The sequence below is a fragment of the Microbispora sp. NBRC 16548 genome (genome assembly GCF_030268985.1).
Classification (GTDB): domain Bacteria; phylum Actinomycetota; class Actinomycetes; order Streptosporangiales; family Streptosporangiaceae; genus Microbispora; species Microbispora catharanthi.
This window is the reverse complement of sequence record NZ_BSSF01000004.1, coordinates 192034-204999: the sequence shown is the minus strand read 5'-3', so window position 1 is coordinate 204999 and position 12966 is coordinate 192034. Positions and strand designations below refer to the sequence as shown.

Here is a 12966-nt window from a genome sequence, read left to right as displayed (position 1 = left end):
TCGCTCTCGTCGTACCGGTCAGCCGCGCACGCCGAGGAGGTGCTCCAGCGCGAGCTGGTTGAGCCGGGTGAAGTGGAAGCCGCGGGCGGCCACCTCGTCCACGTCGATCGACTCGGCCAGCACGTCGTCGTAGGTCTCGCCCTCGGCCAGGGTCGGCTGGGCCAGCTCGGTGAGCTTGCTGGCGGCCAGCGCCTCCTGCACCTCGGGGTCGGCGCGGAAGGCCTTCGACTTCTCCTTGAGGATGAGGTAGGTCCGCATGTTGGCGGCCGCCGACTCCCAGACGTCGTCCTTGTCCTCGGTGCGCAGCGGCTTGTAGTCGAAGTGGCGCGGGCCGTCGTAGCCGCCGTTCTCCAGCAGGTCGACGAGGAAGAACGCGCTCTTCACGTCGCCGTGGCCGAAGACGAGGTCCTGGTCGTACTTCGGGCCGTGCTGGCCGTTGAGGTCGAGGTGGAACAGCTTGCCGTGCCACAGCGCCTGGGCGATGCCGTGCACGAAGTTCATCCCGGCCATCTGCTCGTGGCCGACCTCGGGGTTGAGGCCCACCATCTCCGGGTGCTCCAGCGAGTTGATGAAGGCCAGGGCGTGGCCGATCGTCGGCAGCAGGATGTCGCCGCGCGGCTCGTTCGGCTTGGGCTCGACGGCGAACCGGATGTCGTAGCCCTTGTCGATCACGTACTGGCACAGGAGGTCGAAGCCCTCCTTGTAGCGGTCGAGCGCGACCCGCACGTCCTTGGCGGCGTCGGACTCGGCGCCCTCACGGCCGCCCCAGCACACGTACGTCTTGGCCCCGAGCTCGGCGGCGAGGTCGATGTTGCGGATGACCTTGCGCAGGGCGTACCGCCGGACGTCGCGGTCGTTGCTGGTGAAACCGCCGTCCTTGAAGATCGGGTGGGTGAACAGGTTGGTCGTGGCCATCGGCACCTTCATGCCGGTCTCGCTGAGCGCCTTCTTGAAGCTCTCGATGGCCTTGGTGCGGTCCTGCTCCACCGCGAGGAGGTCGTCGTCGTGGAAGGTCACACCGTACGCGCCGAGCTCAGCCAGGCGGTGAACGCTCTCGACCGGGTCCAGCGGGGCCCGGGTGGCGTCGCCGAACGGGTCGCGCGCCTGCCAGCCGACGGTCCACAGCCCGAACGTGAAACGGTCCTCGGGAGTGGGGGTGTACATGAATCGCCTCCGAATTAGTCTACGTTGTGGACTAAATATCCGACGTGATGAGGCGCAGGGTCAAGAGGGCGTGTCCGTATTCTCAACGCCCGGCAGTGGAGGATGTGATGACGCAGCCCGTACGGAGTGACGCGGCTGGCGCGTGGAGGTGCGGATGACGCGGGCCGTTCGGCGTGAGGCGGGACTCGCGCGGAGGGTGCGATGACGCAGGCCCTGCGGCATGACGCGATGCGCGCGCGGAACCTGGCGCTCGTCCTCGGCGCGGTCGGCGCCCGGGGATCGGTGACCCGGGCCGCCCTCGCCGAGATGACCGGCCTGACCAAGACGACCGTGTCCAAGCTCGTCGGCGACCTCATCGAGGGCGGGCTCGTCGTGGAGACCGGCGCGGTCCGGGACGGCGAGCGCGGCAGGCCGGGGGTCGAGATCCGGATCAGCGGGCAGCGCGTCGCCGCCCTCGGGCTGGAGATCAACGTCGACTACCTCGCGGTGTGCGTGGTCGACCTCGCCCGGACGGTGCGGCTGCGCCGTACACAGGCTGTGGACAATCGGGCCGCGCCTCCTGTGGATGTGATCGCGCGACTTGGGGATTTGGCCTCCGCGGTTGTGGACGAAGCTGTGGAGAAGGGCCTGCGGGTGGTCGGCGGCGTGCTGGCCGTGCCCGGCCCTGTCGACATGATCAGCGGGGTCGTCCACAACGCGCCGAACCTCGGCTGGCGCGACGTGCCACTGGCGTCGCTTCTGCGGTTCCCCTTCCCCGTACGTGTGGAGAACGAGGCCAACCTGGCCGCGCTCGGCGAGCTGTGGTTCGGGTCGGGGCTGCCCGACTTCCTGCACGTGTCGGGGGAGATCGGCATCGGTGCGGGCCTCGTGGTCCGCGGCCGGCTCTTCCGGGGCGCGCGCGGCTTCGCCGGGGAGCTCGGGCACGTCGTCGTCTCCCCCGCCGGACCGCCGTGCCGCTGCGGCGGGCGGGGCTGCCTCGAACAGTACGCCGGCCAGGACGCCCTCCTGACCGCCGCCCGCGCCGCCACCTCGGTCCGCGCCGCCACCTCGGTCCGCCCCGCCGCCGATACGCCCCCGGCCGGAGCGTCCAGGAACGTGCCAGCCGGGATTCCGCACGAGGACGCGGCCGAATCGGCCGGAGCGGCACACGAGGGGCCGGCCGAAGCGGCCGGAGCCGCGCGCGAAACGCCCCCACCCGAGATGCTCCTGCCCGCGCAGCAGGGCGTGTCGTGGATGCTGTCCCGGCTCCGGGAGGGCGACGAGAACGCGCGCGCCGCCTGTGAGCGGGCGGCCTGGGCGCTCGGCGTGGCCCTGTCGTCGGCGGTCAACCTCGTCGATCCCGACGCGATCGTCCTTGGCGGGATCTACGCGCCGCTCTTCCCCTGGATCGGCCACATGGTCGCCGACACTCTGAAGGCCCGCCTCGGTCAGATGCGCGGCGCCGTGCCGCCCGTTGTCGTGTCACGGCTCGGTGCCGAGGCGGCCGCCCTCGGCGCGGCCGGCCAGGTGATCGAGCAGGTCATGGCCGACCCCGCCGCCCTCCTGCACACCTGACGCGACGCGAGCGCCCCGGCCGGGCGCCAAGAACCCGTAAGGACCTGCGCCGATCTTGTCCAGCTCAGGTCACGGCCCTGCTCCGGCGGGGTATGAGGCCGCCGTTCCACAGAACCGGGCGGGCGACGCTCACCGTCGGTCGTCCAGCAGGAAGGCGTATACCGGTATGTCCCGCTACTGGACGCGGCCCCCCATCGACACCGTGGTCCTCGCGGCCCGGCGGCTGGCCCTGGCCGCACTCGTGATCCCGGCGACGGGGATCTGCGCCGCGCAGCCGGCGACGGCGCGTGTCACCCCGCCGCCCGTACGAGAGGGGCTCGCGGCCTTCCGTGTCCACGGGCCCGGTGGAAGCGGAGGTCAGGTGATCAGAGGAGGGCGAGCGAGCGGCAGCCAGAGCAGGTCAGGCGAGGGCAGGTTCAATCAGAGCCTCAACGGGGCCGTCTCCCCCACCTTCGTCATGGGACAGTCGCAGCAACCGATCACCAAGACCCGCTCGCTCTACCTGCAGGCCGCCTTCTGCGGATCACAGCCCACCACCTGCGCCATGGGACAGAACATGCCGATCCACTGGAGGAACTGACACTTCCGCCGTCCGCGCCCCACCGTTTCGGCGGGGACCCGCTCCGGGTTCCACCGCGTGCGTCCCGAGAGGCTGGGACGGTCACGCTCAGGCGCTCAGCGGCTCACAGGCCGGAGGGGTCGCGGCCGAGGCTGATCTCCTCGGCTATGCGCCGCAGTTCGTCGGCGGCCAGCCGGGGCGTGCCGGGCAGGCCGGCGGTCAGCGCCGAGATCACCTGGTGGTAGGGCGCGCCGGCATGACGGACCGCGACCTCGTGCACCGCCCGGAACAGGACCAGGTTGTCCTCGTGCTCACGCGTCGCCCTGTCCACGATCATGACGTCCCCCTCTGCCGACCCCGTCGCCGGCACCCCTCGCCGGACCGCCCACTTCCGGCGTCGTGCGGTGCGCCGGTGGGCGGCTGCCGCCACCCCTGGCGGCTGCCCGGTGGCCACGGTACGACCTGCCACCGACAGTTTCCGGGAAACCCACCGAGGTACAATTACTTGAGAGTTCAAGTTTTCAGGAGGGCGCCATGCCGGTCCAGCGACTCAACCACGCCGTGCTGTACGTGCGGGACGTCTCCCGCAGTGTGGCCTTCTACCAGGAGGCCCTCGGGTTCCGCGTCGTGCAGGCGTTCCCCGGGGCGGCGTTCCTGCAGGCCGAGGGCTCCTCGAACGACCACGACCTCGGGCTGTTCCAGATCGGGGCGCAGGCGGGGCCGTCGTCCGCCGGGCGCGCGACGGTCGGCCTCTACCACCTCGCCTGGGAGGTCGACACGCTCGCCGAGCTGCACCGGATCGCGACCAGGCTGACGGAGATGAACGCCCTGATCGGCGCGTCCGATCACTCCACCACCAAGGCCCTCTACGCGAAGGATCCCGATGGGCTGGAGTTCGAGGTCTCCTGGCTGGTGCCCGCCGATCTGCTCACCGACGAGATCCTCGACGGGCGCGCCCAGATCAAGCCGCTCGACCTCGCGAAGGAACTGGAGCGGTACGGCGCGCAGACGCGCGGCGGGGTCGGCGTCAGCGTCTGATCCGGCGCTCGTGGGCGGCCTCTTCCTGCGGCCGCCCACCGCGGCCGGTCTTATCCGTTGACCGACCTGTTCGTGCCACTTATCGCAAACATCCTTCATACGGCGCCCGGCGGCCTTACCATGATCATGATCTGAACCGGTGCAGCGAGGGACAGGACGGGTCATGGCCGACAACGACCAGCACGCGGGCGACGCCCCGGCCGAGCACGACCGGGAGAACACCAGGATCGACACGAGCAAGCCGAGCATCGCCCGTGTCTACGACTTCTTCCTCGGCGGCAAGGACAACTTCGCCATCGACCGGCAGGTGGGCGAGGCGACGCTGCGGATCGCGCCGGACGCCCCCGCGGCGGGCCGGGCGAACCGCGCCTTCCTCCGGCGCGTCGTCCGCCACCTGGCGGCCGAGGCGGGCATCCGGCAGTTCCTCGACATCGGCTCGGGCCTGCCCACGCAGGGCAACGTGCACGAGGTGGCCCAGGAGGTCGCTCCGGGGGCTCGCGTCGTCTACGTCGACAACGACCCCATCGTGCTCGTGCACGGCCGGGCGCTGCTCGCCACCAACGGGAGCACCACGGTCGTCGAGGCCGACATCCGCGACCCGGAGTCGATCCTGACGCACCCCCGGATCCGCGCGCTCATCGACTTCGACCAGCCGGTGGCCCTGCTGCTGTTCGCGATCCTGCATCACGTCAACGACCACGAGGACCCTCAGGGGATCGCCGCACGCTTCCGCGAGGCCCTGCCCTCCGGCAGCTATCTGGCGCTGTCCCACTTCCACAACCCGGGGCCGGGCATGCCCGAGGTGTCGGCGCAGGCGACCTCGGCCGAGAAGCTGTTCAACGAGAACCTGGGCACGGGCCGGTGGCGCACCCGCGACGAGATCCTGGCCTTCTTCGGCGACATGCCGCTCCTCGAACCCGGCCTGGTGCCGCTCGCCGAATGGCGGCCGGAGCCCGACGGGTTCGTCGAGCGCGGCATCACCTACCACACCTTCGTCGGCGGCGTGGCGCGCAAACCCTGAAATGTTCTTCCTGCGATAAACGTGAGTTGCGTCACTGCGCAACCGTACGGCCGGGAGCGCGTCGTCGCAGGCAGCGGGTCATGCGACGACGGAGCTGCGATCGGCCGTACGGCCACCAGGATGGCCGTTCGGTTGACATCGGTGAGCAGCGACGGTGATGCTCGGAGGTGGCTGCCCCTCTACAGGAAGGCGGCACCGACATGATGACCGTCAATGGGTCGTTCGAATCGGCTCTGAACAAGAAGACCTTGCTCTACCTCGACAAGCAACTGGTCGTACGCACCTCAGGGAACGGCTCCGTACGACTGATCGGGCAGATCGACCTCACCAACGGCGACGCCATCGCCGACACCTTGCACAGGGAGTGGACGAGGCCGGGGACAGGATCCGTGGACGTCGCCGAGCTCCAGTTCATCGACCTCTACGGCCTGCGCGCCCTGGCCCTGCTGTCCGACATCCCCCTGGGCCGGCCGATCCGGCTGCACAACGTCAAGCCCGGCCTGCACAAGCTGCTCACCCTGCTCGACTGGCCCGCCTTCACCATCGGGTGACTTCGCGGCCCGGCGCGGACCCCCCACCGCGCCGATCGCGGGCGGCGCCTTTCTCGCACCCCCGCGTCTCTCACACCCCCCTGCGTCTCTTGCACCCCCCTGTGTCTCTCGCACTCCGGCGTTTCTCGCATTCCCGCGTTTCTCGTGCTCCGGATGGAGGAAAGGTATCCGAGGACGGTCGTACGACCGTTCTGACCAGCTCCTGAGTCTTCGTACGGGTTCAGGCGAAATCCATCCGTGAGTTCCCCCCGACTCTCGCGAGGAGGGGTGATGAGTTGTTTCTGGGCACTCCGGCAGCCCGCCGCCGAAGGCGGCCATCCGCCGACGTGGCGCAGCCACCGCCGCGCGTTCGCGCCGCGGTGACGAGGCGACCTGGCCCGACCGGCTGATCCGCCGGTGCGGCCGCCCGCTCCGCCCCGGACCCGGCGTCCGGGCTCCCGTCTGCTGGAGAGCCGAATGTTCCTGAATCAGGTGCTCACGACGTCCGCGGCCCTGCTGCGGGGCGTGCTGCCCGAGCCGTTCCGCGAACTGCTTCCATGCCCTCGCGAGGTGCACGTCTGCCCCGGCGGGCTGCGCATCAACCTGCACGGGATCGGCCGGCCCGGCTCCGAAGCGGCGGCCGACCAGCTGGAAGAGCGGCTGGAGACCGTCCCCGGGGTCGAGCGCGCCGAGGTCAACGGCCGCATCGCCGTCGTCTTCGTCGCCTGCGACCCGGACCTGGTCGACCAGGACAAGCTGCTGGCCGTCGCCGCGGAGCTCGACGAGCAGGAGGAGCACGCCCACGAAAGCCCCGTCCACCTCGTGGAGGAGCACCTTCGGGCGACCGTGCGGCTGACGGCCGGCGTCACCGGAATCGGGCTGATCTTCCTGGGCAAGGCGATCCGGGCCCCTCGGCTCCCGGCGGTCGTGCCCGCGTTCCTGCAACTGGCCAACGCCACGCCCGCGATCCGCGAGCAGCTCGACCACCGGCTGGGACGCCGTCCCACCGACGCCCTGTTCACCACCGCCAACCTCGTCACGCAGACCCTCACGCTCCGCCCCACCGCGCTGTTCGTGCAGGCCGTCGCGAACGTGGGCCGCTACATCGAGACCAGGGCCAGCCGGTACGCCTGGGAGGGACTGGAGGAGCGGCTGGCCACGCGTCCGGGGGCCTACCACCACATCAGGGCCGAGGCCCGGCAGCGCCCGACCCACCTGCCGCACGGGCCGATCGAGCGCTACGCCGACGTGGTCGCCCCGATCAGCGCCGCCGCGTACGCCGTGACCCGGGTGCTCACGCGGGGCGAACGGGCCGCGTCCGTCCTCATCTCCGCCACCCCCCGGGTCGCCGACCTCGGCCGGGAGGCGTTCGCGGGCGCGATCAGCCGCGCGCTCGGCAGGCACGACACGGTCGTCTTCGACGCCGGCTGCCTGCGCAAGATGGACCGTGTCGACACCGTCGTCCTGCACGCCGACGCGCTGACGACCGGCTCGTGGACGATCGACCGGGTCGAGCCGCTGCGTGAGGGGGAGGACACCGACGAGCTGTACTCCCGGCTCTACTCCCTCATCGACTTCTCCGACCCCGGCCACACCAGGACCGTGGAGGGCTGGTCGGTCCGCCCGCTGCCGGACCCCGATCCCCTGCTCTCGGACGCCGGCCTCTGGCGGTCACGCGGGCTGCGTGCGGTGGAGGTGTCCAGGGACGGCGCCCGGGTCGCCGTCGCCGGTCTCGCCCCGGAGATCGACGCCCTGGCCGTACCCCTCGTCGGCGCGGCCAAGGCGGCCGGCACGGTCCTGCTCGCGGGCGGCGACGAGGGCCTGGCGCAGCGCCTCGCGATCGGCCGGACGCTGCCCGGAGGCCCCGAGCTCGCCGAGCACGTGCACGACCTGCAGGCGGCGGGCCACTGCGTGGTCGTCGTGTCCAGGGGTGCCTGTCACTCGCTCGCCCAGGCCGACATCGGCCTCGGGGTGGTCGATCCCGCGGCTGCCGAGCCCGGACGCGTGGTGCCGTGGGACGCCGACATCGCCGGCGAGCTGCACGGCGTCCACCTGTTCCTGCGCTGCCTGCCCCGGGCGCGCCGCAACAGCGGGAACGGCGTGAAGCTCGGCGCGGCGGGCGCGTGCGTCGGCACCCTGCTGGCCGTCGCGGGCCCGGCCGGCACCGCCCTGCGCCGGGCGCAGCTCGCCAGCGCCGCCGTGTCGCTCGCCGCCATCGTGCTGGGCGAGTGGGACGGGCAGAACGCCGGCCGCATCCCCACCCCGGCCCGCGCCGACACCACCCCGTGGCACGCCATGTCCGCGCGTGAGGTGCTCTCCCGGCTCCGTTCCTCCTCGGAGGGCATCGCCGAGCAGGAGGCGGGCAGGCGCCGCGCGGAGGCCGCGCCCGAGGAGGTGGAGGGGCCGCACTCGCTGGCCCGGGCCACGGTGGAGGAGCTGGCCAACCCGCTCACGCCCGCCCTCGCGACCGGCGCGGGCATCTCGGCCCTCGTCGGCTCGGCCCTCGACGCCGTGCTGATCAGCGGCGTCATGGTCATCAACGCCTTCCTCGGCGGCGTGCAGCGGTTCAAGGCCGACAGGGCGCTGCACCGCCTGACCGAGTCCACCGAGGTCCTCGTACGGCTGCGCCGCCCCGAGGGCGTCGTCGAGACGACGAAGGACGAGCTCGCGCCCGGCGACGTCATCGAGCTGCGCGCCGGGGACGCCGTGCCCGCGGACGCCCGCGTCATCAAGGCCGTGGGGCTGGAGGTGGACGAGTCCACGCTCACCGGCGAGTCCCAGCTCGTCGCCAAGACGGCCGCGCCGACCGTGGCGGCGGCCATCGCCGACCGCAGCTCGATGGTCTACCAGGGAACGTCGATCGCGGCGGGCAGCGGCCGGGCGGTGGTCGTCGCGACGGGCGACATGACCGAGTCGGGGCGCAGCGCGAGGCTCGCGGGCGAGCCGAGCCCGCCGACCGGCGTCGAGCTGCGCCTGCGGGAGCTGAGCAGCCGCATCCTGCCGCTGTCGATCGCCTCGGGTGTCGTGCTGCTCCTCACCGACCTCCTGCGCGGACGGCCGCTGGCCGCGGCGCTCACGCCCGCCGTCAGCCTGACGGTCGCCGCCGTGCCCGAGGGGCTCCCGTTCGTCGCCACCGTGGCGGAGCTGGCCGCCGCGCGGCGGCTGTCCAGGCGCGCCGCCCTGGTGCGCAACCCGTCCACCATCGAGGCGCTGGGCCGGGTCAACGTGCTGTGCTTCGACAAGACGGGCACGCTGACCGAGGGCCGCATCAGCCTGCGGCACCTGTCGGACGGGCGGGCGGGCCGTCCGGTCGAGGAGGCGGACACCGGGCTGCGGCGTGTCCTCGCCGCGGCCGTCCGGGCCAGCCCCAAGTCCGGCGGGGGGCGGGTGATCGCCCATCCGACCGACCGCGCCGTGCTGGACGGCGCGCACCGGCTCGACGTCACACCTCAGGAAGGGTTCGAGAGCTGGGAGCGCGTGGACGAGATGCCGTTCGAGCCGGGCCGGGGCTACCACGCCGTGCTCGGCCGCACCGAGCACGGGCACCTGCTCAGCGTGAAGGGCGCCCCCGAGATCGTGCTCACCCACTGCACCACCGTGCACCGCGACACCGGCCCGGTCGCCTGCGACGAGACCGTGCGCATGGAGCTGGAGCGCGAGGTGGAGCGGCTGGCCCGGCAGGGCTACCGCGTGCTCGCCGTCGCGCAGCGGCCCGCCTCCGACCGGCGCGACCTCGACGAGTCGCGCATCGAGGAGCTGTGCTTCCTCGGCTTCCTCGGCCTGGCCGACCCGGTCAGGTCGACGGCCGCGGAGAGCGTCAGGCGCCTCACGCGGGCCGGGGTGCGGATCGTCATGGTCACCGGCGACCATCCCAGCACCGCCGAGGCGATCGCGGTCGAACTCGACGCGCTGAACGGCCAGCGCGTCATGACCGGCCCCGAGCTGGACGAGCTCGACGACGAGACGCTGACCAAGGTGCTGCCCGACGTGGCGGTCTTCGCCCGCACCACGCCCGCGCACAAGGCCAGGATCGTCACGTGCCTGCGCCGCGCGGGTGAGGTCGTCGCCGTCACCGGCGACGGCGCCAACGACGCGCCCGCCATCCGCACCGCCGACGTCGGGATCGCCCTGGGGTCCCGCGCGACGCCCGCCGCGCGGGCCGCCGCCGACCTCGTCGTCACCGACGACCGCATCGAGACGATCGTGGACGCCATCGTCGAGGGCAGGGCGATGTGGACCTCGGTGCGCGACTCGCTGAGCATCCTTCTCGGCGGCAACATCGGCGAGATCGCGTTCACCGTGGGGACCAACCTGCTGGCCGGCGGGAGCGCGCTCAACGCCCGGCAGCTCCTGCTGGTCAACCTCCTCACCGACATGGTGCCGGCCATGGCGGTCGCCGTGCGGCCGCCCGCCTCGACCGATCCGGACAAGCTGCTCGCCGAGGGCCCGGAGGCGTCGCTGGGCGCGTCGCTGACCCGCGACATCTATCTGCGCGCGGCGGTCACGACGGCGGCGGCGACGGCCGCGTGGATCCTGGGACGCATGACCGGCACCCGCGTGCGCGCGAACACCGTCGGTCTGGTGGCGCTCGTGTCCGCGCAGCTCCTGCAGACGCTCGCGGGCGGCGGCCGGGACAGGATCGTCGTGCTCGCGGCGCTGTCGTCGCTGGCCGTCCTGTGGCTCATCGTCACGGTGCCGGGAGTCAGCGCCGTCTTCGGATGCCGGCCGCTCGGCCCGGCGGGCTGGGTCATCGGGCTGGGCAGCGCGGCCGCCGCCACGCTGGTGGGGATGCTCGTGCAGCGCCCGGTCAGGGAGGCGACGACCCGCGCCGAGGCCGAACGCCGCAGGACCACGGCCCACCTGCCCGTCCCGGCCTGACCGCGCCGGCCGCTGCCCGCCGGTGGGCCCGTACGGCGGTCAGGGGCGGGCCGCCTCCGCCGGCCGTATGGACGTGCGCGTGGGCCGTGCGCCTGCGGCGGGGTGGCCGGGCCACCAGAAGCGGTCGCCCAGCAACGTGACCAGCGCGGGGACGAGCACGCTGCGCACGAGGACCGTGTCGAGCAGCACGCCGAACCCGACGATCACCCCGATCTGGGTGAGCGTGATCAGCGGCAGCACGCCGAGCACGGAGAACACGGCGGCGAGCAGGACCCCGGCGCTCGTGATGACTCCGCCCGTCACCGCGAGGGCGGTGACCACCCCCTCGCGGGTGCCCTGTTCCGCCGCCTCCTCCCTGGCCCGGGTGGCGAGGAAGATGTTGTAGTCGATCCCGAGCGCCACGAGGAACAGGAAACTCAGCAGCGGGACGTCGAGGTCGAGCGCGGGGAAGCCGAACAGGTGCCGGAAGGCGAACCAGCCCGCGCCGAAGCTCGCCCCGAAGCTGGCGATCACGGTCACCACCAGTGTCACCGCCGCGACCACCGAGCGGAGCAGGACAAGGAGGACGAGGAGCACCACTCCCAGCACAAGCGGCATGATCAGTCTCTGGTCGTGTGTGGCGGCGTCGCGTTCGTCCAGGTCGGCGGCCGCCTGCCCGCCGACGACGGCCTGCGCTCCGGGCACCGCGTGCACCGCCGCGCGCAGCGCACGGACCGCCGAGAACGCGGCCTCTGTGCCCGGCTCCGCCCGCAGCACCACGTCGGCCCGGGCGTACTCGGCGGTGCGGTCGCCGGGCGTGACCCGCACGACCCCCGGCACGCCCGAGGCGGCGGCCTCGACCTGTCCGGCCGCGGAGGCACGGGAGATCAGGACGAGCGGCTGCGCGCTTCCGGCCGGGAAGGCGCGGCTGAGCGTCTCCTGCCCCGCGATGGCCTCCACCTTCTCCCGGAACTGCTCCGTCTGCGACAGGCCGACCCGCAACCCGGCGGCACCCAGGGCCAGCACGGCGAGCACCGCCACGCTCACCACGGTCATCAGCGCGGGCCGCCGCGACACCGCGCCGCCCACGCGCGCCCACACGCCGCCGCGGGCCGGATCCGGTTGCCCCTTCTGCGGAGCGAACGGCCAGAACAGCCCCCGGCCGAACAGCACGAGCGCGGCGGGAAGGACAAGCAGGGCGTAGCAGACGGCGGTCACGATGCCGATCGCCCCGGCCATGCCGATGCCGCGCACCGTCGGCGAGTCCGCGAGGGCCAGCGTCACGAGGGCGAGCGTGACCGTCGCCGAACTGGCCAGGACCGCGGGGGCCGCTGAGCGGACGGCCCGCGCCATGGCCCAGTGCCGGTCGTCTTGGAGGCGAAGCTGCTCCCGATAGCGGGCGATGAGCAGCAACGCGTAGTTGGTCCCCGCGCCGAACACCAGCACGGAGGTGATGCCGAGGGTCGAGTCGTCCACGGTCAGCCCGACCGTGCGGGTGAGTATGGCGACGATCTTGGCCGCGACCTGGTCGGCGACACCGATGACGCTGAGGGGAACCAGCCACAGCCACGGGCTGCGGTAGGTGACCAGCAGCAGGAGCGCGACGACCGACGCGGTGACCGCCAGCAGGGTGAAGTTCGCGCCGTCGAACACCCCGGCAAGGTCGACCTTGAACCCGGCCGGGCCGGTGACCTGCGCCCGCGCCCCCGCGGGCAGACCGGCCGCGGCCTCCGCACGGATCTTCCGTACGTCGTCCGTGAGATCCGCGAGCGGCAGCGAGCCGGGCAGCGGCACGCTCAGCAGCGCCACGTCGCCTTTTTCCGCGTAGACGGGCGGCGGCACCCTCCCGCCCGCCGCAAGGACGGTCAGCCGCCGCGCGTCCGCGTCGATCGACGCCCGGTCCTGCGACGACAGCCCGCCTTCACGGCTGTAGACGACCAGGGCCGGCGCGAGCTGGCCGCTCGGCAGCCGCTGTTGCAACCGGGCCACCGTGGCCGACTCCGCGCCCTTGGGCAGCGCGGCGGCGGGGTCGCTGTTCACCTTCGACGCGCCCCCGAACGCCAGGGCCAGGCCGGAGACGACGATCGCCAGGACGACCGCGAGCCACTTGCCGCGGGGGCCCGAAAACGCCGCCGATCCACTAAGCTCTGCTCGCCTCATCCGCCATCTCTTTCCATGGTGGAATATTTCTACCGTGGAAAGACTAGGTGGGCCGGGGATGGTTCGCAACGCGGGAGGTGGTG

General features: G+C 72.5%; 9 protein-coding genes. 6 read left to right on the top strand and 3 right to left on the bottom strand.

The window, feature by feature from the left end:
• Positions 1-18: 18 nt before the first annotated feature.
• Entirely contained in the window at positions 19-1164 is a 1146-nt protein-coding gene (xylA, locus tag QSK36_RS12135; RefSeq protein ID WP_183537809.1) for a xylose isomerase, read from the bottom strand.
• A gap of 201 nt (positions 1165-1365) precedes the next feature.
• Here xylA and QSK36_RS12130 point away from each other — a divergent pair, with 201 nt between their 5' ends.
• The gene (locus tag QSK36_RS12130) at positions 1366-2718 is read left to right on the top strand and encodes an ROK family transcriptional regulator (protein WP_285782455.1); all 1353 of its coding nucleotides are present in this window, start codon (positions 1366-1368) and stop codon (positions 2716-2718) included.
• 166 nt (positions 2719-2884) lie between these two features.
• Positions 2885-3298 carry a hypothetical protein gene (locus QSK36_RS12125; RefSeq protein WP_183537811.1) on the top strand — a complete coding sequence of 138 codons (414 nt, stop codon included), beginning with the start codon at positions 2885-2887 and terminating at the stop codon, positions 3296-3298.
• 103 nt (positions 3299-3401) lie between these two features.
• On the opposite strand, the gene QSK36_RS12120 is transcribed toward QSK36_RS12125, so the two are convergent.
• Positions 3402-3614, bottom strand: coding sequence for a hypothetical protein (locus tag QSK36_RS12120; RefSeq protein ID WP_142561926.1), 213 nt, complete (start codon positions 3612-3614; stop codon positions 3402-3404).
• 197 nt (positions 3615-3811) lie between these two features.
• Here QSK36_RS12120 and QSK36_RS12115 point away from each other — a divergent pair, with 197 nt between their 5' ends.
• From QSK36_RS12115 to QSK36_RS12100, 4 genes are all read left to right on the top strand, one after another.
• Positions 3812-4315: a VOC family protein gene (locus QSK36_RS12115; RefSeq protein ID WP_182897961.1), complete on the top strand. Its 504-nt coding sequence runs from the start codon at positions 3812-3814 to the stop codon at positions 4313-4315.
• 163 nt (positions 4316-4478) lie between these two features.
• Positions 4479-5336, top strand: a complete 858-nt coding sequence (locus QSK36_RS12110; RefSeq protein WP_285782454.1) for an SAM-dependent methyltransferase — start codon at positions 4479-4481, stop codon at positions 5334-5336.
• 200 nt (positions 5337-5536) lie between these two features.
• On the top strand, positions 5537-5887 hold the full coding sequence (locus tag QSK36_RS12105; protein WP_183537813.1) for an STAS domain-containing protein: 351 nt from the start codon (positions 5537-5539) through the stop codon (positions 5885-5887).
• A 456-nt stretch (positions 5888-6343) separates the two neighbouring features.
• On the top strand, positions 6344-10744 hold the full coding sequence (locus QSK36_RS12100; RefSeq protein ID WP_183537814.1) for an HAD-IC family P-type ATPase: 4401 nt from the start codon (positions 6344-6346) through the stop codon (positions 10742-10744).
• A 39-nt stretch (positions 10745-10783) separates the two neighbouring features.
• Here QSK36_RS12100 and QSK36_RS12095 read toward each other — a convergent pair whose 3' ends face one another.
• Entirely contained in the window at positions 10784-12883 is a 2100-nt protein-coding gene (locus QSK36_RS12095; protein WP_285782453.1) for an MMPL family transporter, read from the bottom strand.
• Between the last annotated feature and the right edge of the window lie 83 nt (positions 12884-12966).

Excerpts from the sequence above, each read along its gene's own strand:
- xylA (WP_183537809.1), bottom strand. The coding sequence starts at position 1,164 with ATGTACACCCCCACTCCCGAGGACCGTTTCACGTTCGGGCTGTGGACC.
- QSK36_RS12105 (WP_183537813.1), top strand. The coding sequence starts at position 5,537 with ATGATGACCGTCAATGGGTCGTTCGAATCGGCTCTGAACAAGAAGACC.
- QSK36_RS12130 (WP_285782455.1), top strand. The coding sequence starts at position 1,366 with ATGACGCAGGCCCTGCGGCATGACGCGATGCGCGCGCGGAACCTGGCG.
- QSK36_RS12120 (WP_142561926.1), bottom strand. The coding sequence starts at position 3,614 with ATGATCGTGGACAGGGCGACGCGTGAGCACGAGGACAACCTGGTCCTG.
- QSK36_RS12115 (WP_182897961.1), top strand. The coding sequence starts at position 3,812 with ATGCCGGTCCAGCGACTCAACCACGCCGTGCTGTACGTGCGGGACGTC.
- QSK36_RS12100 (WP_183537814.1), top strand. The coding sequence starts at position 6,344 with ATGTTCCTGAATCAGGTGCTCACGACGTCCGCGGCCCTGCTGCGGGGC.
- QSK36_RS12110 (WP_285782454.1), top strand. The coding sequence starts at position 4,479 with ATGGCCGACAACGACCAGCACGCGGGCGACGCCCCGGCCGAGCACGAC.
- QSK36_RS12095 (WP_285782453.1), bottom strand. The coding sequence starts at position 12,883 with ATGAGGCGAGCAGAGCTTAGTGGATCGGCGGCGTTTTCGGGCCCCCGC.
- QSK36_RS12125 (WP_183537811.1), top strand. The coding sequence starts at position 2,885 with ATGTCCCGCTACTGGACGCGGCCCCCCATCGACACCGTGGTCCTCGCG.